The sequence below is a fragment of the Actinomycetospora endophytica genome, from assembly GCF_021026375.1.
In the GTDB taxonomy this organism is placed as follows: domain Bacteria; phylum Actinomycetota; class Actinomycetes; order Mycobacteriales; family Pseudonocardiaceae; genus Actinomycetospora; species Actinomycetospora endophytica.
This window is the reverse complement of sequence record NZ_JAJNDB010000001.1, coordinates 131,817-151,441: the sequence shown is the minus strand read 5'-3', so window position 1 is coordinate 151,441 and position 19,625 is coordinate 131,817. Positions and strand designations below refer to the sequence as shown.

Here is a 19,625-nt window from a genome sequence, read left to right as displayed (position 1 = left end):
CCACCCCTCTCGATGAGGTTGGCGCTCACACCGATGCGGGTCACGATGAGCTATGGGTGCACTCGACGACGACCTCGCGCACGCCCTCGAGATCGCGTACCGGACGCCGGACATGGTCGCGCAGCGCGCCGCGGTGCTGGACCTGAGCGATCCGTTGCCCGGTGAGGACGCGCTCGACGTCGGGTGCGGTAACGGCGCCCTGGCCTGTGAACTCGCCGCGCGGATCGGGCCGTCCGGCAGCGTGACCGGCGTGGACCCCAGCCCGGCCATGCTCGCCCTCGCCGCGGACAGCGTCCCACCGGACGGCGGAGCCACGGTGCGTGTCCGCGCCGGCGACGCGAGCGGGCTGCCGTTCCCCGATGCGTCCTTCGACGTCCTCACCGCGGTTCAGGTGTACGAGTACGTGCCGGACATGCCGGGTGCCCTGGCCGAGGCGCACCGGGTGCTGCGCGCGGGCGGCCGGCTGCTGGTGCTGGACACCGACTGGGACTCGCTCGTCTGGCATTCGTCCGACGTCGGAAGGATGCAGCGGATCCTGACCGCGTGGGACGAGCATGTGGCCGACCCGCATCTGCCTCGCCGGCTGGGTCGGTTGCTCCATGACGCGGGCTTCACGGTGACCCGTCGTGAGGTGCTGCCCATGCTCAACGTCGGCCACGACCCGAACACGCTCAGCGCCGGAGTGATCGATTTCGTCTCCGGGTTCGTGCCCGGCCGGGCCGGCGTGACCGAGGCGGACGTGACGGCCTGGCGGGCCGACCTGGAGAGCCTCGGCCCCGACTACTTCTTCAGCCTGAACCGCTATCTGTTCCTCGCGGTGCGGTGAGCGAAGCCGGCCGGCGCCAGGCCTCGGCGACGATCACTTGAAGAGGCCGATGGCGCGCGCGACCACGAGGGTCACCGTGGCCAGCGAGATCGCCGACTGCGTCATCATCGTCAGCTTCGCCCACCGGGCCAGGGGCATGACGTCGGTCGGGCTGAACGCGGTCGCGTTGGTGAACGACATGTAGAGGTAGTCCACGAAACGCGGGCTCCACCCGGGGCGGGCCAAGGCCGGATCCTGGTCCTGGGGGAACGCGAAGTCGGGGAACCGGGGTGGTGCGTAGACGCGGGTGTGTGGCCCGCCGCGGTCGAACTCCCAGTACCAGAGCCCGAAGACGATCACGTTGGTCGCCCAGATCGATGCCCCGGACGAGAGCAGGGCGATCGCGTCGTCGGCGGCGCCCCCGATGATGTCGAGGACGAGGCGGACCGCGGACCAGGCGTTGGTCGCCGAGATCATCGCGATCAGCGCGATGCTGGCTCGCCGAAGCCACATCGCCCGCCGATCGATCCGCCCCGGGTTGGCGAGGAACAGCCCGATCAGCAGGACCAGTTCGAGGAACGGTACGAGGCGGTGGCCGGGGGCGAACCGTCCCGGCAGCGCGACCTGCAATGCGATCGCGACGGTGACGGCGAGGACCATCGGCCAGCGCGGCTCCGGCCGGGGTCGCGCCGGCGCCGGGACCGGCCCGGCGTCGTCGACCGGTAGCGAGGGCACCACGTCGTCCTTTCCCGGGGCCACTCGGCGCGTGGCCTGCGGCCAGGATACTCGCACAATCGTTTGACTATTTCGGGGCCGTTCGAAGCCGGAAGCGGTCGTCGGCGCGCGCCTGTGCCGAATCCGCCTTGCACTCAAGATCGCCGCGGATCGCAACATGCTTCGCACGGCTCGAGGACGCCGGGCCGGACGCTGTCCCAGGCGATTTGCTCCACGGGGTGCGCGGCGTCGCCGCGACGCCGCGCTTGGCGCTGACCGGCGATCAGCCATGCGCATCGCTGGTCGTTGTGGAATGCGCGGCCGCCCTTCGTGCGGAAGCCGTGCGAGTGCACGCCAGGAGGCCGCGGTCGGCAAAGGGCGCAGTAGCGACGGACCATGTCGTGCGGGCAGCGCTCGTCGTCCACGACGTTCCCCGATCCCCACGCGCTCCGGTCGCCTTCGGACGCGCCGACGGTACTGCGCGCACTCGAGCAGCGCCTGCGAGTGGCCGAGGCGCAGCTCGCCGAGTTCGAGGACTCCGCGGCGGTCGACGCCCCTGCTCGGTCCGCGAGCTCGCGGGATCGGTCAGCTCGCGACGCTAACGCGTCCGGGCAGCCTCGTAGTCCGCCAACTGCTCCGCATCACTGACACGTACCGAGGAAGGGCCCATCTCCGCGAAGCCGAAACAGGCGGAGAGGAGTCCCCCGACCAGCATGAGGCCTCCGAAACCGCTGACCACCGGGGCGGCGTTTCCCACCGTCCCTGCCAGCACGAGGCCGATCACCGCGACGGCGCTTCCCCAACCCGCGAGGTGCCGCAGCACGGCGAGGTCGAACACCCTGCGGACCGGGTCGCCGCCCTCGATGGCAAGGCGGCGTTCCAGGGCGCGCACGCCTGCGGCCGGTGCGTTGAAGTCGATGAGTCCGACGCGCTCCAGTTCCGCGCGTCGCTGGCCGTCCAGCAACTGCTCCGTGGCGTCCGCACTGCGGGCGGTGTTTCGGCTCGTGGAGTGCGCGAGGTGGTGTTCGTGCCAGCTCATGGCCCTCGTCCCCCTGTTCTGAGGTGCCGGTCGGACGGTGCTCGTATCGGGGGAGTGGAACAGGGCGTTACCCCAGGCACGGCGCCGGGCCTGAGCTGGCTGCGGCCCCTCGTTCCCAGCGCCCCGTCGATCCGCGCGGAGTGCTCGCGGCCCTCGGCGCACGCGTGCGGGCCGAAGGCGTCGAGCGAGGTTCCCAGCCGACGCCCATACCGAGCGGGCCAGTCCGGACAGTGTCGCGGCGTCGGCCGGGCGGCCGCCCGCGACACTGATCCATGAGCACACCTCGATGCTCAGCGCCGTGCACACGCCGTCGCGAAAGTCGCGCTCGTGATCGTCCGGGCGGACCCCGTCGTCATCTCGGTGCTGATCGAAGATCCTGGAACATCGTCACCGACGGCGCACACCTTGCTACTCCCCGAGTTGTCGGGATACTTTGCGCAACGACCAGTGCGCCGGCGCACGGGAGTGGATTCGTATGCTGATCAAGAATCCCGCACGGCAGCTCGACTCGGGCTATCTGGACCGGACTCCACTGTTCCAATTCATCCTGCTGTCGCTCCTGTTCCCGATGTGGGGCGCCGCTGCCGGCCTGAACGACATCCTGATCACACAGTTCAAGCACGTCTTCACGCTGTCGGACGCGGCGACGGCGTTCGTCCAGTCGGCGTTCTACGGCGGCTACTTCCTGATCGCCATCCCGGCCTCGCGCATCGTGCGGCGGACGTCGTACAAGGTCGGTGTCCTGATCGGGCTGTCCGTCTACATCGTCGGCTGCGGGCTGTTCTTCCCGGCCAGCATGCTCGCGACCTACGGGATGTTCCTGTTCTGCATCTTCGCCGTCGCGATCGGGCTGAGCTTCCTCGAGACCAGCGCGAACACCTACTCCTCGATGCTCGGCCCCCGCCGGACCTCGACGCTGCGGTTGAACATCTCGCAGACGTTCACCCCGATCGGCAACCTGATGGGCGTGATCCTCGGCAAGTATCTGATCTTCAGTACCGGGGACTCGATCCAGGCGCAGCTCGATGCGGCACCGACGCCCGAGGCCAAGCTCGCGCTCGGCCACGACCTGCTGCAGAACACGCTGCTGCCCTACAAGTACATCCTCATCGTGCTCGTCTGCCTCCTCGTACTCTTCGTGCTCACCGAGTTCCCCCGGAGCAAGCCGACGGGTGAGGTCGCGGAGCGGCCGGCCGGGCTCGCCGAGACGCTGCGGGTTCTCCTCCGGATCCCGCAGTACCGCAAGGGCATCGCCGCTCAGTTCCTCTACGTCGGCCTGCAGACCGCGGTCTGGTCGTTCACGATCCGGGTGGCCCTGGAGCTGTACCCGGGAATGAACGAGCGCGGGGCGACCAATTTCATGATCGCCGGATTCAGCTGCTTCCTGGTCGGCAAGTTCGTGGCCAACACCCTCATCGCTCGCTATTCGGCCGCCCGGGTGCTGATCATCTACTGCGGCCTCGGTGCGATTCTGCTCGTGCTGGCCGCATTCGGCCCTGCGGCGTCCACCATCTGGCTGGTGATCGCCTCCAACCTCCTGATGGGTCCGTGCTGGCCGACGATCTTCGGGCAGACCCTGGACACCATCCAGGACAAGCGCTACCAGGAGACCGGCGGCGCGATCCTCGTGATGGCCATCGTCGGGGGAGCCGTTGTCCCGGTGGTGCAGGGCGCGGTCTCGGACGCGCTCGGCTCGCTGAAGATGTCGTTCGTGGTGTCAGCAGTCTGCTTCCTCGGAATCCTCCTGTACTTCCGCAGCAACCTGCGCCATCCGATCTCCGACGAGTCGTCGGAGCCGGCGATGGCGACTGCGACCGGAGGCGGCGCCGGACCGCCGCCGACCACGGCTGAGCCCTAGACATCTGATATCTCGGGCTGTCAATCTGGCTCGATAGCGTGATTGACCGGTTCCAGGCATCGGGGACGCTCAAGAGATCAGAGGTGTCGGCATGGACGGGGTCATCGTCGACGTCGAGACCGTCGATCTCCGCTTCCCCACCTCCCGGGCGCTGGAGGGCTCCGACGCCATGAACGAGGCGCCGGACTACTCGGCCGCCTACGTCGTGCTGCGCACCGACGTCGGACTGGAGGGGCACGGCTTCACGTTCACGATCGGCCGGGGCAACGAGCTGGCGCTCGCCGCGGCGGAGGCGATCGGCCGCCGCGCGCGGGGCCGGTCGATCGCCGAGCTCGTCGCCGATCCGGGCGGCTTCTCCCGGCATCTCCAGTCCGACAGCCAGCTGCGCTGGCTCGGGCCGGCGAAGGGAACGATCCAGCTCGGGCTCGCCGCGGTCGTCAACGCCGCCTGGGACCTGATCGGCAAGGCGGTCGGCAAGCCGGTGTGGAAGGTGCTCGCGGACATGAGCCCGCAGCAGCTCGTGGACCTGGTCGACTGGCGCTACCTGCGCGACTCCCTCACCCCCGAGGCCGCGCTCGAGATGCTCGAGAAGCAGGTCCCCGGACGCGGGGAGCGGGAGGCCCGGCTGCGTCGGGAGGGCTATCCGGCCTACACCACCAGCGCCGGCTGGCTGGGGTACGACGACGAGAAGCTGGTGAGGCTGTGCCGGGAGGCGGTGGCCGCGGGCTGGGACTCGATCAAGCTCAAGGTCGGCAACGACCTCACCGCCGACGTGCGCCGTTGTGCGCTGGCCCGCGAGGCGATGGGACCCGGTCGCCGTCTGATGATCGACGCCAACCAGATGCTGGGGGCCGCGGACGCGGTGCGCTGGGCGGAGGCGCTCGAGCCCTACGACATCTGGTGGTTCGAGGAACCGACCAGTCCCGACGACGTCCTCGCGCACGCCGCCATCGCGCGCGCCATCGCCCCGATCCGGGTGGCCACCGGCGAGCACGCCCACAACGCCGTCATGTTCAAGCAGTTCCTCGCCGCGGGCGCCATGGGCGTCTGCCAGCTCGACGCGGCACGTCCCGGTGGCGTCGACGAGGCCGTCGCGGTCCTGCTGCTCGCCGCCGCGTACGACGTGCCGGTCTGTCCGCACGCCGGGGGCGTCGGACTGTGCGAGCTGGTCCAGCACCTGTCGATGTTCGACTACGTCGCGGTCAGCGGCTCCCGTGAGGATCGGATGATCGAGTACGTCGATCACCTGCACGAGCATTTCGTCGACCCGGTCCGGATGCAGGGTCCGGCCTACCTGCCGCCGACGCGGCCCGGCTACAGCGCGGAGATCCTCGCGGCGACCCGAGCGGCGTACGCCTTCCCGCACGGCGCGGTCTGGGCCGGTTGAGGATGACTCCGCGCAGTGTGGCCCGATCGGGCACCGACAGCGTCGTCGACCGCGTGATCGGCGCGGTGGTCGGCCGTGTGGAGAGTGGGGAGTTCTCCGCGGGGGATCGGCTGCCGCCGGAGGCCGACCTGGCCGCCGAGCTCGACGTCTCACGCCTGTCGCTGCGCGAGGCGGTGCGGGCGCTGGTCGCGGCCGGGGTGCTCGAGGTGCGCCACGGATCCGGAACGTTCGTCACCGACCTGCGCCCCGACCGCCTCGTGCGGGCCTCCGGCTCCTTCCTCGACCTGGTCGGCGAGCAGGGCGTGGCCGAGCTCTTCGAGTGCCGGCGCGTGCTCGAGCCCGGTGCGACGGCGCTCGCCGCGACGCGCATCGACGAGGCGCAGCTGCAGGATCTCCAGGAACGACTGGAGCGCATGCGCGGGCCGGCCGAGCCCGAGCGCCTCGTCGCCGAGGACCTCGAGTTCCACGCGGCGATCGCCGCGGCCGCCGGCAACGCCACGCTGGCCGCGCTCACCGCCGCCGTCGCCGGACGGACCGCCCGGGTGCGGATCTGGCGCGCGATCGTCGAGGCCGACGTCGTGACCTGGACCCACGACCAGCACACCGCGATCGTGCGCGCCCTGCGGAACCGCGACTCGCTCGCTGCCTGGACTGCCGCCACCACGCATGTCATCGAGGTCGAGGAGTGGGTCCGCGCCCACCTCGACCGGAGAGGTGGGCAATGATGACCACCGCAGGGACCACCGTCGGGCGGACGCGATGGGTACGGCTCATCCCGGTCGCCGTGATCGTCTATGTGATCTCGTACATGGACCGGACCAACATCAGCTTCGCGTTCAGCGGGCTGGGGCAGGACCTCCACCTCGACAAGGCCCAACAGGGCCTCGCGGGAGGTGTCTTCTTCCTCGGCTACCTCGTCCTGCAGATCCCCGGCGGGCACCTGGCCGAGCGCTGGAGCGCGAAGAAGTTCGTCACGATCATGATCGTCGCGTGGGGCGTGTTCGCGCTGCTGTCCGGCATGGTGCAGTCCTTCGGGCAGCTGCTGGTGGTGCGGCTGCTGCTCGGGGTGGCCGAGGGCGGTATCTGGCCCGCGATCCTGGTGCTGATCAGCCACTGGTTCCCGCGCGAGGAGCGGGCTCGCGCGTTCGGCGTGTGGATGATGAACATCCCCATCTCCTCGATCATCACCGCGCCGTTGTCGGGCTGGATCCTCTCGTTCTCCGACTGGCGGGCGCTGTTCTTCATCCAGGGCGCCCTGCCGTTCGTGATCGCCCTCCCGCTGTGGTTGTTGCTGGTCAAGGACCGCCCCTCCCAGGCGTCGTGGGTCTCACCGGCCGAGCGGGACTGGATCGAGAGCTCCCTGGCCGAGGACGAGCGGGACGCCCCGCCCTTCGCCGGGTACGGCCAGGTGTTCCGTTCCAGCGTGGTCTGGCGCCTGGTCCTCGTGTACTTCCTGGTCCAGGTCGGGTTCTACGGCCTGACCCTGTGGCTGCCGACGCTGCTCAAGGCCACCACCGGCGGCAACAGCACGCTCGTCGGCTGGCTGACCGCGATCCCGTACGTCGTCGCCGCCGTCGCGATGTATCTCAACGCGCGGGCCGCCGACCGCAACCGCCGCTACGGCCTCCACGTCCTCGGCTCGCTGGCGATCGGCGCCGTCACGCTCGTCGCCTCCGTCGCCCTCGGCAGCCTGGCCGCGCTGTCGATCGCCCTGATCTGCGTGGCGATGGCCGGGGCGCTGGCCTACGACGGGCCGTTCTGGGCGAGCGCCTCGCTCGCCGTGCCGGTGACCCTGGCGGGCGGCGCGATGGGCCTCGTCAACGCCCTGGGCAACCTCGGCGGGTTCGTCGGGCCCTACGTCGGCGGGTACCTCCAGGACGTCTCCGGCAGCTTCCTGTCCACCTCGGTGGTCCTCGCGATCGCGTTGCTGCTCGGCGGCCTCGTCATGATCACGATCCGTGGGCGGGCCAATCCGGGACCGACGGCGGTCGAGCCCGAACCCGCGAGCGCGGCAGGGGGCTCGTCGTGAGCGGGCGCAGCGCGGCGTGGTTCGCCGCCGAGGGCCGGTCGGGGATGATCCACCGTTCCTGGATGCGCAACCAGGGCGTCACCGACGAGGTCTTCGACGGCCGCCCGGTGATCGGCATCGCGACGACCTGGTCGGAGCTGGTGCCGTGCAACGCCCACCTGGACCGGGTCGCCGAGGCGGTGAAGCGCGGTGTGTGGCAGTCCGGCGGGTTCCCACGGGAGTTCCCGTGCACCGGGCTGGGGGAGACGCTGCTGCGTCCCACCGCGATGCTCTACCGCAACCTGCTGGCCATGGAGGCCGAGGAGCTGATGCGGGCCAACCCTCTCGACGGGCTGGTCCTGCTCTCCGGGTGCGACAAGACCACCCCCGGGCTGCTCATGGCCGCGGCCAGCGTCGACCTCCCGACGATCCTCGTCACCGGCGGCCCGATGCTCAGCGGCCGCTACCAGGGCCGCCAGCTCGGCTCGGGCACCCAGGTGTGGCGCTTCGAGGAGGAGCTCGCCGCCGGGACGATCACCCCGGCGGAGTGCGCGGTGGCCGAGGGCGCGATGGCCCGCTCGCCCGGGCACTGCATGACGATGGGCACCGCGTCGACGATGGCGTGCCTGACCGAGGCGCTGGGGATGCAGTTGCCCTACTCGGCGACCTGGCCCGCCGTCGACGCCCGCCGTGACCAGACCGCCCAGCGGGCCGGGCAGCGGGTCGTCGAGCTCGTCGCGGACGACGTCCGCCCCTCGACGGTCATGAGCCGGGCGGGCTTCGAGGACGCCGTCCGGGTCAACGCGGCCATCGGCGGCTCGACCAACGCCGTGATCCACCTGGCCGCGATCGCCGGGCGGCTCGGCGTGCCGTTCTCGCTCGACGACGTCGACGCCCTGGGCCGCGACGTGCCCACCCTGGTCGACCTGGAACCGTCGGGACGGTTCCTCATGGAGGACCTCTGCTACGCCGGTGGACTGCCGGCGGTGATGCGCGAGATCGCCGACCTGCTCCACCTCGAGCGCCCGACCGTCGCCGGCGGCACCATCAAGGACGCGATCGCCGACGCCGGCTGCTGGAACCGCGAGGTCATCCGCCCGTTCGACGAGCCACTGGCCCCCGCGGGCAGCGGCACCGCCGTGCTACGGGGCAACCTCGCCCCCGACGGCGCGGTGATCAAGCAGTCGGCGGCGTCGCCGGAACTGCGGCAGCACCGGGGCCGGGCGCTGGTGTTCGAGTCCCCCGAGGAGTACCGGGCGGTCAGTGACGACCTCGACGTGGACCCGTCGACGGTGCTGGTCCTGCGCAACAACGGCCCGCGGGGATACCCGGGGATGCCCGAGGTCGCCAACGTGGGTCTGCCGCGCAAGCTGCTCGAGCGCGGCATCCGCGACATGGTGCGCGTCAGCGACGGCCGGATGTCGGGCACCGCCTACGGCACGGTCGTGCTGCACGTCGCGCCCGAAGCCGCCGTCGGGGGACCGCTGGCGCTGGTCGAGACCGGGGACGAGATCGAGCTCGACGTGCCCGGCCGCCGGCTCGTCCTGCACGTCGACGACGACGAACTGGCCGCGCGGCGCGCGCGGTGGCGCCCGCCGGCGGCGCCGGGCGGTCGCGGCTGGACCAGGCTCTACACCGAGCACGTCCTGCAGGCCGACCACGGCGCCGACCTCGACTTCCTGGTCGGCAGCAGCGGGGCCGAGGTCCCGCGCGAGTCCCACTGACGCTCCCCGGAGGTACGAGATGGATCCGGTCTTCACCGGCGTCGGCGTGGCCCTGGTGACGCTGTTCGACGCGCAGGGTGAGCTCGATGCGGACGGAACGGCCGGGCTGGCCGCCCGGCTGGTCGAGCTCGGCGCCGACGCGATCGTCGTCGCCGGCACCACCGGCGAGGCCGACGCGCTCGACGACGACGAGCGACTCGTCTTGTTCAGCGCGGTGCGGCGGGCCGTCGGTGACACCGTCGTAGTGGGCGGCACGGGTTCGGCGTCGACGTTCCAGGCGGCCCGGTTGACGGCACGTGCGGTCGATACCGGGGTGGACGCGGTGATCGCCCGGACGCCGCGGGGGCTCGCGGATCCCACGGGCTACTACCGGGCGCTGGCCGACGCCGCGAGCACGACCCCGGTGCTCGCGTACCACTTCCCGGCGGTCTCCCCACCCGGTATCCCGGTGGAGATGTTGCCGTCGCTGCCGGTAGCCGGGTGCAAGGACTCCTCGGGCGACGCGACCCGCCTGCTGGCGACCGTCGACTCCTATCGGGGCCCGGTCTGGACCGGGAACCCGGCCCTGCTCCACCAGGCCGGGGCCCTCGGTTGCGCGGGCGGCATCCTCGCCCTGGCCAACGTCGCCCCCGAGCTCTGTGCCGCCGCTTTCTCCGGCGACGCCGACGCCATGCGCAGGTTCACCCCGACCCACCTCGCCTGCGAACGGGACTTTCCGCGTGGGGTCAAGCAGCTCGTCGCGAAGCGGTTCGGTACATCGGAGGTAGTTCGGATGGGGTGAGAGGGATCGGTTTCGGTAGTGGTCGCGATGTCGGCGACGGCGCTTCGGGGGGACAAGAACCTCTCAGCGGTAGTCGAGTCCGTCGTCGAGGTCGACCTTCGGCAGGATCTTCTGCTCTTGCTCGTGCTCGAGCATGTGGTTCCACGGCTCGTGGTCGCCCTGCTTGAACATGATGTGCTGCGACCGCATCACATAGCCGGAGTTGAAGTTCTCCGGGTCCGACCAGGGCCGTAGCTTCATGCCCGCATCATCCGGTCGTAGTGTCGGGACGACCATCGAGGCGCCCTTGTCCTGCATGTGCTCCAGCAGACGGCACACCAGATCGCTGACCAGATCCACCCGTAGCGTCCAGCTGTGCCGGAAGTAACCGAACACGTAGGCCATGTTCGGCACTCCGGTGATCATGATGCCGCGCCAGGTGACCCGCTCGGAGAAGTCGACCGGCTCACCGTCCACGGTGAACGCGACGTCGCCGAAGGCTGAGAGGTTGAACCCGGTGGCGGTGACCACGATATCGGCCTCGATCTCCTCGCCGGAGCCGATGCGGATACCCTTCTCGGTGAACTCCTCGATGGTGTCGGTGACGATCGACGCTTTCCCCTCGCGCAGAGCCGTGAACAAGTCGCCCTCCGGGACGATGGCGATGCGCTGCTGCCACGGACGATACTTCGGAGTGAAGTGCTTCTCGATGTCGAAGCCCTCGGGCAGCAGTGGGCGCATCGACTCGATGAGGAACTGGTGTAGCTCATCGGGGGCGTCCAGCGACGTCCGAGCCAGCCAGTTGAACTGCGACATGTACTGGCGGCGCAGGATCTCGTGCGTCCATTCCTCCGGGATGTCGAGCTGGCGCAGCGTCACGGCCAACTCGTGGGTGATGGGCGGGGCGAAGTAGTAGGACGGCGACCGCTGCAGCATCGTCACGTGCCCCGCCGTCTGCGCGATCGCGGGGATCAGGGTCGACGCGGTGGACCCCGACCCGATGACAACGACGCGCTTGCCGGTGTGATCGAGGTCCTCGGGCCAATCCTGCGGGTGAACGATCAGGCCCTTGAACCGGTCGATGCCCTCCCAGCGCGGCTGGTACGGCTTGGTGTGGTTGTAATAGCCCTGGCACATCCACAAGAAGTCGGTGGTGAAGCGCAGCCGTTCCCCGGTGTCGTCCCGGGTGACCTCCACGATCCATCGGCGATCGTCGGTGGACCAGCCGGCCGCGGTGGCCCGGTGTCGGTAGCGGATGTGCCGGTTCAGGTCGTCCGCGTCAATGACCTCGTCGAGGTAGGAGAGGATCTCTCCTCCGGTTGCGATCGAGGGGCCGCGCCACGGCTTGAATCGGTAGCCGTAGGTGAACAGGTCGCTGTCGGAGCGCACTCCGGGGTATCGGTGGGTCCACCAGGTTCCGCCGTGGTGGTCCTGGGCGTCCAGGATGACGAAGCTCCGGTCGGGGAACTGTTCCTGCAGGTGATGCGCTGCGCCGATCCCGGAGACCCCGGCGCCGACGATGAGAACATCGACATGGCCGGCGTTCTCGGGCTCTTCCGTGCGGGACTCGGGAATTGTCGCAGGTGCCGTCGTCGTCATGAGCTCGGCCTTCGGTGCGGATGGGTGTTCTCGATCTGAATGCGTGCGTTCTCAGCTGTCTTGGCTGTGGTTCTTGACCTGAACTTCATGGCGGGCGCCGTGTGCGACCAAAGCGTAGATAACCAGCAGGTCGACCCCGATGAGGACGACGCCCCAGATCGGGTAGGCCGGAATGAACGCCAGGTTCACGATCGCGCTGAGACCGGCGAGTACGATACCGACGGTGCACGCCCATGGGCGCAACGCGAAAACGGCGACACCGGTGACCACGCTGAGGACGCCGAGGGCGAGATGTAGCCAGCCCCATCCTGAGTACCCGAGCGCGATCAGCATGTGGTCGCCTCCGGCTACGTAGACTGCCGGTCGCAGCACGCCCGTCAGTCCCTCGATCACCTCGAAGAAACCCGCCAGGATCAACACGGCTCCGGCGTACGTGACGAGACCGATTCCGGTCATGTCCACCGTCTGGCGTGACTCCCCCGATGCGTGGCCACTCGGCTCCGGGTCGGTCGACTCGCTGACCGATCCCGCCAGGTTGCGCACTGTCGGGCTTGGTTGGGTCTCACTCATCTCGACCTCGCTCGCGAACCGTTGGGCATCCGCACCTCGCTGCACCGAATCGCCCGGCGAGTTCGATCGGGTACGGTCCCGGCCAGACCGGGCGAAACTCGTGTAGCTCCCTGCCGACGGCCTCGGGCGCGGATACGCGTCACGGTGAGCCTGGTGGGCGGCGTCGGCATCACCCGCGGCGGATGAACCATCGTTCCGACAAGCCTCATGGGTGATAGCCCCTGTGCCCGTGAAGCGCCACATTCTCGTCTGACTGTGACCGCCCCGCTGCTGCAGGCGGGCCGATCACCGGAGCCTTTCAGCCGGCCGCGTCAACGACGACCGCTGGAGCGAGGTCACCTCGAGCCCGGATCCGGTTCAGCGAACAACGGAGAGAAGCCAGCCCGTTGTGCTCGAGTTCGAGGAACCGGCGGCGGCGCGCCAGGACACATCGTCTCCAAACGATTCCTGGGGAGGAGTCCATGCTGATCGAACGGCCGCCGGCCGGAATCAGCATGGCTGGGTGGAAAATGCCCGTCCCCGACGGGGGCCGTAGCTTCGACCACCTTGACAACTCCGCGGCTCGACCCGCTCTACTACCCCATCGCCTCAAACGGGAGGAATCATGGCAGGCTCGGACGGTGATGCCGGCACCGCGATGCAGCGGCAGGGTGGCGACGATGATCACGAGAGTGATTCGAGGTACAAGTGGAGCCTGATCGCCCTCGGTATCGGATTGGCCGCTGTCATCCTCGCGTTTCTCGTCGTTGCCCTGTTCTGGCGTGGCCCGGACGGCGCGTCCGCTCTGGGGATCGTGGCGAGTCCGATCGCCGCGATGGTAGGAGCCTATTTCGGCATCCAGGTCTCGGCCTCGTCGGCGAAGACAGCGCAGGACGAGGCCAAGGCCGCTCGCGGTCAGGTACTACAAGCAATGGCAGATCGAGTACACGCGATCGCCGACGCGAAGCTTGCCTATGGGACCCTGGCGGCCAAGGACGCGGACGCGGCCGACAAGCTTCGGCAGCACCTCTCGACCGTTGAATGACCTCGGCCGACCACCGAGAACGCCGGGAGACGACGAGCCGGTGGGATCGTCAGACGACCGCCGTCTCGCCCCAGATGTCCTCGAGATAGCGCCCGCCCGACCGCAGGCCCGCGAGCCAGGCGTCGGCGTCGGTCTCGACTGCCCCGGTCTTCGCGCGGAACACCGCCGCCAGGGCCGCGCGCACCCCCGGCGCCATCGTGCTCGCGTTGCCGCAGACGTAGATCGCGGCGTCGCGCTGGAGGAGGTCCCAGACGTCGTCGGCGCTCGCCTCGAGCACGTGCTGGACGTAGCGGTGCGGATAGCCCTGGACCCGCGAGCAGGCAGTCAGGAGCCGCGCCACCCCCTCCTTCTCGTAGCCGGCGAGCTCATCGGCGTAGAGCAGGTCGTCCTGCGGGTCACGGCAGCCGAGCACGACGAGTGACTCCGCGATCGGCACGTTCTGCGCCTTGAGAGCAGCACGGTCCTGCAGGAAGCCACGGAACGGAGCCATCCCCGTCCCGGCGCCGATCATGATCATCGGCGTGTGTGGGTTCTCCGGTGGGCGGAAGGCGATCGTCGGGGTCCGGACCAGGACGAACACGGTGCCGCCCTCCGGGGTCTCCGCGAGGTGGCGCGAGCACACCCCGCGGTAGCGACCCTCGCCCGAGCGGGCCGGCTCGTCGAGCACCCCCACGGTCACCGACGCCTCGTCGCTCACCGACGGCGCGGAGGAGATCGAGTAGTAGCGCGGCCGCAGGGCGGGGAGGAGGTCGAGGAACTCCACGAAGGGGAGTTCGCAGTCGGGATGCGCCTCGAGGAGCTCGAGGAACGTCCGGCGCGGTGCGGCGATGCGCTCGCGGTAGCGCGCGCGGGAGTCCTCACCGGTGCCCGCGAGCTCGGCGAGCTCCTCGCGCGCCAGGCCCTCGGGCAGGTGCGCCGCCATCGCCGCCAGCTGGGGACGGGTCGCGACGTCCTGCAGCTCGACGCAGCCGGCGAGGACGCCGAGCAGCGGGTACGGCTGGTCGGTGGGCAGGTGGGTCGGGGCGCCGCCGCGGGCGCGCAGCGTGAGGTACTGGCCGGCGTCGAGGCCGAACCGTGCGGTCACCCGGGTGAGCAGGTCGACGTCGTTGCGCGGGAGGACACCGAGGTGGTCGCCGACGTCGTAGGTCACGTCGGCGGGCAGCGCGATCTCGAGGTGGCGCACCGAGCGGCCGCCGGGTCGGCCCGCTCGGGCGGTGAGCTCGCGGTTGACCCGCACCGTGGCGGGCACCGCGCGGAACGAGAGCACGACGGGGCTCGCGGTCCGCCGGTTCTCCAGCTCCATCGACAGCCGCGGGGCAGCGTCCACCGACGCGGCGGCCGCATCCGCGGAGAGCCCGCAGGCCGTCCCGAGCGCGTCCCAGAGGCCGTCGTACCAGGTCTGGAACTGGGCGTCGAAGTCGCCGCGGGCGTCGCCCTCGCCCCGCGGGTGGACGCGGGTCGCCCCCTCTTCGGCCAGCCGCGCATCGATCAGGGTCGGGACGGCCTGATAGGTCGAGGCCCAGTCCCGGTTGCCGCAGCCGAAGACGGCGTAGCGGACGCCGGAGGCGGAAGCCTCGTCGCCACGCAGCCAGTCGCAGAAGCGGACGGCGTTGTCCGGCGGCATGCCGTTGTACGACGCCGACACGATCACCACGGCCCCGTCGCGAGGAAGATCGCCCACCCGGTCGTCGAGCCCCGCGACCGTCGCGGCCCACCCCCGGTCGGCGCCGTCGCGGGCGATCCGGCGGGCGATGTCCTCCGCGGCCCCGAGGTTCGACCCGAAGAGCACGAGCAGCGGGGTCCCGTGCCCGTCGACCGTGGGCACGACTGCCTCGGGCGCGGAGCTCGTCGCTGCCGCGGCCGCCGGTGACGTCGCGGCGACCGGGCGCGGCACCGCTCCCTGGGTCCGGCCGTCCCGGGGCCGGACGGTGATCATCAGGCCCTGGGGCTTGATGGTGATCGACTCACGCACGTCGAGCTCGTAGCCCGGGTCGCCGATGAGGTCGAAGCGCTGGACGACCATGGCCAGCACGAGCACGGCCTCCTGCAGGGCGAACTGCCGCCCGATGCAGGCTCGCGCGCCCGTCCCGAACGGCTTGAAGGCGTTCGGCGGGAGGCCGTCGCGTCGCTCGGCCGCGAAGTGCTCGGGGTCGAACTCCTCGGCGTCGGCCCCCCAGATGTCCTTCTGCCGGTGCAGCGCCATCGACAGGGCCATGATCGGTGTCCCGGCCGTGAACTCGTACCCGCCGACCGTCGTGTCCTCGAGCGGCCGCCGGAAGAACGCCGGCGCGGTCGGCCAGAGCCGCAGGGTCTCCTCGAGGATCTGGGAGATGTAGGTCAGCCGTCCGAGCTGGGCATCGGTGGGCGGGACTGTCGGGTCGGTGCCCAGCACCTCGTCGACCTCGGCCTGCGCCCGGCGTGCGACCTCGGGGTGGCGGGACAGGTAGTGCACGGCGAACGCCAGCAGGCCGCTGGTCGTCTCGTGGCCCGCGATGAGGAAGGTGATGCACTGGGAGACGATGTCGCGGTCGGGCAGCCGCTTGCCGTCCTTGTCGACGCCGGCCAGCATCCGCCCGAGCAGGTCGTCACCGGGGTCGTCGGACCCCCGGCGCTCGTCGATGATCCCCTGCACGGTCGTCGTCATGAGCTCGACGCTCGCGTCGAACCGGCGCAGCGCGCGGCGGCGGGCCTTCACGACCGGGTCGGGAAGCCGCAGCCGGGCCTGGCCCTCGGCGAGCATGACCATCATCGCCTCGACGAAGGGGTGGCGGCTGTCGCGGTAGAAGGAGTTGAAGCGGTACCCGAACCCGCACAGCGCGATCGTGTCGAGGGTCAGCCGGGTCATGTCGGCGGTGACGTCGACCAGCTCGCCGGGATTGAGGCGCTCCCACTTGAGCATCAGCTGGTCGGCGATGTCGATCATCAGCGGGGTGTAGCCGCGGATCGAGCGCATCGAGAACGCGGGCAGGAGGACCTCGTGGGCGCTCTTCCACAACGGGTCGCCGGACTCGGAGGTGAACAGTCCACGGGTCGGCAGCGCGCTCCCGAGGACATGCTGGGGCCTGGCGACGAACTTGGCGAAGCGGGACTCGTCGCAGAGGTCGTCGAACATCTCCAGGCCGGAGGCGACGTACCGGTCGCCGCCGAGCACGTTGATCTGCATCATCGGGCCGTACCGCAGCGCCAGGTCCGCCATGGTGCGGATCATGCGACCGCGCGGGAGATCGAGGAGGTTCCCGACGAAGGGCCGCCCCGGAGGCCCCGGGATCGGGCGGGCTCCGGGTGGACGCGGATACGTGTCGGCCACGGCGTGCTCCTCGGGGCGATGGGCCTCGTGCCCGTCCGAGTCTGGGTTCCCCGGGCCGTGGGCGGACCGCGGAAGGCTTCCAGTCGTCCTGCCAGCCCACGACCGGTAACCGCGTCCGCGCGGCGCGTGAGCGGACGGTCGCGGCATGCGCTGCCCGTCCGGCCGACTGGGTGGAATGACCCTCTGCCGGCGCCACCGCGATGGGAAAGACGTCCGGGAACGGTACCGGGCGCCGGTGAACTCGAACATGCCGTTCGTTTCGAGGAGTCGCTGGCCATGCCAGATCTCCGTGGATCGAGCTCATCAACTCCGCCCTGTCCGCACATCTCTCGCCAATTGCGAACAACGCAATTGCTGATCGACTCCAGTATCCGCGGTGGTCAATGCCCGCACCTGCGGTCGCTCGGTGGGCGCATACTTTCATCCGCGACCTCCGGGATCATGATCCGACGCACATCAAGGTCTGGTAACGGAGCCGAAACACGGATCGATATATGCCGCGTACGAGGCATCTCGTCCCATGACGTGATGCGTCCTGTGCTGTCGATCGACGGGAGGCTCTCGATGAGCCCACCGAGGAACGCCACCCGCGCGAGCGCTGGTGCGCTGGATCGTCGTCCGGACCCTCGTCGGGCTGCCCGCCGCCTCACGGTGACGTCGTTGGCCTTCGCCGGGGTGATCTATCTGCTCGGATGGGCCGGGCCCGAGCCGGACCTCTTCCGCTCCCTGAACGTCCTGAGCCTGGTCACCGCGGCCTGCGCGCTGGGGCTCGGACGTACGTCCTACGTGCTCTGGGCCGGGCTGGCGGCCGTCCTCGCCGCGTGTGTGGGTGTGGGCGGACTGGGTCGACTCGATGGCGCGGGCATCCTCGCCGTGATGTGCTCGCTTCCGAGCGCAGCCGCGCTCGCTGCAGCGTGGTTCGCCCGGGCCGGCCACACCGGATGGCTGCCGCCGACGTTGTTCCCGCCGCCTCCACGCGAGCCCACCCCGGCGGCAAGCCATCACGACCACCCGCTGTAACCCCGGGAGGGATTCAGTTTCCGTGGCGGTGCTGCGGACCGGGCATGTCGGTCAGTTCAGCAAGCCGGTCTCGGTCAGGACGATGAGCGCGAGGAGCGCCACGCCGATCAGGCTCAGCGCGACGAGCAGGATGGTGCTCGGCAGCCTCGAGGGCCGGGGCTGTTCCGGTGGGGGAGGCGCGATTTCGGACGGGGTCGCCTCGGCGTTCGACGTCTGAGCCTGCGTCTGGCGGATGAGCGCATCAGCAGGGATGCCGCCAGGTTCGGCGGCGCGATGTCGAGCGGGCGGGACCGGGGGCTCGGGCGAGGTCATCGGGGCGCCTTTCCGTGGACCGGCTGGTTGGCTGGTGAGGGAGGTCGAGCCCACGGCCGGAGACAGCGCGCGGTGGCCGGGGGCTCGACCTCGACGGGCGCGCCCGGGGGGAGCCGCGTGCCCGTCCCTACCTACATCGATCAACGATGTGGTGGCGTTACCAAACTGTTATCTGAGGCTCCTGGCCGGAGAGGGCCCGGCCGTGCGGTGACGAGGGCTCGAGCGCCCAGCCGACGGTTCCGCCCACCTTCGGGTCGGGACGCCGGAGCGACGGGGCGCCTACGACGACCCCGACCGGCCCCATCCCGCCGCGAGCCAGGACTGAGATCGAGGAGCCGGCCGGTGAACTGCGGTCCTGACTGAATCCCACCTCCGCCGAGGAGCTTCAGCGGGGATGTCGAGATGGGCGACGACCTGGTCCGTGGTGAGACGGGGATGGGCTCGGATCAGCCAGCCGCATCGTCATCCGCACCGTGGTCCCGAGGCTCGGGTCGCTGTGGACCTGCACGAGGTCGCAGAGCTCGTTGACCAGGTGCAGGCCGTAGCCGCCTCCTTCGGCGGGCCCGCACCCGTGACGACCCACGAGGGGGTCGGCGATCCAGCCACGGTCCTGTATCTCGCAGACGACCGCGGGGGGCTCCGCCGCCGGCGAGCCCCTCCCTCGCGTCCATACGGCGAGCAGCCCCGGCCGTCCGGTGTGCAGGACCGTGTTCACCGCGACCTCGTAGGCGGCCAGGCACAGATCGGCGACGCGGTCCTCATCGAGGCCGGCGCGGAGGGCGTGTTCAGCCACCGCCAGACGCACTGCCCGGGGTCCGCCCGGGGCGTCGAACACCAGCGTCTCGCCGAGCTCGGCGCTCTCGGCGAGACGGCTGCTGAAGCACTGGGCGAGTTCGACGGGGTCGTTGTACTGGTCGCTCCTGAAGCTCGTTCCTCCTTCGACCAGCACCGGGTGCGTCCTCGCCGCGTCAGCGATCGTGGTGGCGTCGAGGGCGGTCACGTCATACGGGCAGAGGATGGTCGCCGGGCGATCCGCCAACGCCACATTGATCAACGCCTCGTGCTGGACCGCAGCCGTGTACTCCGCGGGGCTGCGCCCCGCCCAGATCGGCTCGCCGATGATGCGTACCCGTGTATCGGGGTGCTCGTCGGCGAACGCTCGAAGGACACCGCCGATGATGCGCCCGGGGTTGCGGCCGGAGAGGGTCATGTCGTGGAAGGTCACTTCGGACGCGACCGGGCCGAGTGCTTGCCTCACGAGATCGAGCTTGGCCGGTGGCGCTGCCATCATCACCGGTTCGCCGGCCTCCGCACCCTCGCGCAAGAACGGGACCGTCTCTGCGATGTAGGCGTCGTTGTCGGCGTAGAGCAGGGCGGGGTGAACGAGCTCGCCGGCCTCATTCCGGCGATGCCGCCCTCGGTCGGCATCGGCAGCCATCTCTCGGCACCCCGCTCTCCGCCTCGGCGTCGATACTGCCCGGTGGAGACGGTTCCGTGG

At 70.2% G+C, this 19,625-nt stretch carries 16 protein-coding genes; 9 read left to right on the top strand and 7 right to left on the bottom strand.

Annotation, left to right across the window (positions count from 1 at the left end; translation table 11 throughout):
* Positions 1 to 52 precede the first annotated feature (52 nt).
* Positions 53 to 826, top strand: a complete 774-nt coding sequence (locus tag LQ327_RS00730; protein ID WP_230729607.1) for a methyltransferase domain-containing protein — start codon at positions 53 to 55, stop codon at positions 824 to 826.
* A gap of 33 nt (positions 827 to 859) precedes the next feature.
* Here the strand turns inward: LQ327_RS00730 and LQ327_RS00725 are convergent, their stop codons facing one another.
* A complete protein-coding gene (locus LQ327_RS00725; RefSeq protein ID WP_230729606.1) occupies positions 860 to 1,540 on the bottom strand; it encodes a hypothetical protein in 681 nt (226 codons plus the stop codon).
* Positions 1,541 to 2,117: 577 nt separating this feature from the next.
* On the bottom strand, positions 2,118 to 2,558 hold the full coding sequence (locus tag LQ327_RS00720; protein ID WP_230729605.1) for a hypothetical protein: 441 nt from the start codon (positions 2,556 to 2,558) through the stop codon (positions 2,118 to 2,120).
* Between the two features lie 475 nt (positions 2,559 to 3,033).
* Between LQ327_RS00720 and fucP the strand changes: the two genes are divergently transcribed.
* From fucP to LQ327_RS00690, 6 genes are all read left to right on the top strand, one after another.
* The gene (fucP, locus tag LQ327_RS00715) at positions 3,034 to 4,416 is read left to right on the top strand and encodes an L-fucose:H+ symporter permease (protein ID WP_230729604.1); all 1,383 of its coding nucleotides are present in this window, start codon (positions 3,034 to 3,036) and stop codon (positions 4,414 to 4,416) included.
* 91 nt (positions 4,417 to 4,507) lie between these two features.
* Entirely contained in the window at positions 4,508 to 5,803 is a 1,296-nt protein-coding gene (locus LQ327_RS00710; RefSeq protein WP_230729603.1) for an enolase C-terminal domain-like protein, read from the top strand.
* A gap of 17 nt (positions 5,804 to 5,820) precedes the next feature.
* Complete coding sequence (locus LQ327_RS00705; RefSeq protein ID WP_230729602.1) at positions 5,821 to 6,528, top strand: FadR/GntR family transcriptional regulator; 708 nt, start codon at positions 5,821 to 5,823, stop codon at positions 6,526 to 6,528.
* Positions 6,528 to 7,832 (top strand): MFS transporter, encoded by a 1,305-nt coding sequence (locus LQ327_RS00700; protein WP_230729601.1) that lies wholly within the window; start codon positions 6,528 to 6,530, stop codon positions 7,830 to 7,832. The genes LQ327_RS00705 and LQ327_RS00700 overlap by 1 nt, the downstream gene beginning before the upstream one ends.
* The gene (locus LQ327_RS00695) at positions 7,829 to 9,535 is read left to right on the top strand and encodes an IlvD/Edd family dehydratase (RefSeq protein ID WP_308286230.1); all 1,707 of its coding nucleotides are present in this window, start codon (positions 7,829 to 7,831) and stop codon (positions 9,533 to 9,535) included. Before LQ327_RS00700 ends, LQ327_RS00695 begins: the two co-directional genes overlap by 4 nt.
* A 19-nt stretch (positions 9,536 to 9,554) precedes the next feature.
* Positions 9,555 to 10,316 (top strand): dihydrodipicolinate synthase family protein, encoded by a 762-nt coding sequence (locus LQ327_RS00690; RefSeq protein WP_230729600.1) that lies wholly within the window; start codon positions 9,555 to 9,557, stop codon positions 10,314 to 10,316.
* Positions 10,317 to 10,379: 63 nt separating this feature from the next.
* On the opposite strand, the gene LQ327_RS00685 is transcribed toward LQ327_RS00690, so the two are convergent.
* Together LQ327_RS00685 and LQ327_RS00680 are read right to left on the bottom strand one after the other, a co-directional pair.
* Positions 10,380 to 11,894 carry a flavin-containing monooxygenase gene (locus tag LQ327_RS00685; RefSeq protein WP_230729599.1) on the bottom strand — a complete coding sequence of 505 codons (1,515 nt, stop codon included), beginning with the start codon at positions 11,892 to 11,894 and terminating at the stop codon, positions 10,380 to 10,382.
* A gap of 51 nt (positions 11,895 to 11,945) precedes the next feature.
* Positions 11,946 to 12,464: a DUF7144 family membrane protein gene (locus LQ327_RS00680; protein ID WP_230729598.1), complete on the bottom strand. Its 519-nt coding sequence runs from the start codon at positions 12,462 to 12,464 to the stop codon at positions 11,946 to 11,948.
* 604 nt (positions 12,465 to 13,068) lie between these two features.
* Between LQ327_RS00680 and LQ327_RS00675 the strand changes: the two genes are divergently transcribed.
* Positions 13,069 to 13,488 carry a hypothetical protein gene (locus LQ327_RS00675; protein ID WP_230729597.1) on the top strand — a complete coding sequence of 140 codons (420 nt, stop codon included), beginning with the start codon at positions 13,069 to 13,071 and terminating at the stop codon, positions 13,486 to 13,488.
* 49 nt (positions 13,489 to 13,537) lie between these two features.
* Here LQ327_RS00675 and LQ327_RS00670 read toward each other — a convergent pair whose 3' ends face one another.
* Positions 13,538 to 16,795 carry a bifunctional cytochrome P450/NADPH--P450 reductase gene (locus LQ327_RS00670; RefSeq protein ID WP_230729596.1) on the bottom strand — a complete coding sequence of 1,086 codons (3,258 nt, stop codon included), beginning with the start codon at positions 16,793 to 16,795 and terminating at the stop codon, positions 13,538 to 13,540.
* Between the two features lie 564 nt (positions 16,796 to 17,359).
* Here LQ327_RS00670 and LQ327_RS00665 point away from each other — a divergent pair.
* Complete coding sequence (locus LQ327_RS00665; protein WP_230729595.1) at positions 17,360 to 17,815, top strand: hypothetical protein; 456 nt, start codon at positions 17,360 to 17,362, stop codon at positions 17,813 to 17,815.
* A 51-nt stretch (positions 17,816 to 17,866) separates the two neighbouring features.
* Here the strand turns inward: LQ327_RS00665 and LQ327_RS00660 are convergent, their stop codons facing one another.
* On the bottom strand, positions 17,867 to 18,127 hold the full coding sequence (locus LQ327_RS00660) for a hypothetical protein (protein ID WP_230729594.1): 261 nt from the start codon (positions 18,125 to 18,127) through the stop codon (positions 17,867 to 17,869).
* A 385-nt stretch (positions 18,128 to 18,512) separates the two neighbouring features.
* Positions 18,513 to 19,565, bottom strand: a complete 1,053-nt coding sequence (locus tag LQ327_RS00655) for an anti-sigma factor RsbA family regulatory protein (RefSeq protein WP_230729593.1) — start codon at positions 19,563 to 19,565, stop codon at positions 18,513 to 18,515.
* Positions 19,566 to 19,625: the final 60 nt, after the last annotated feature.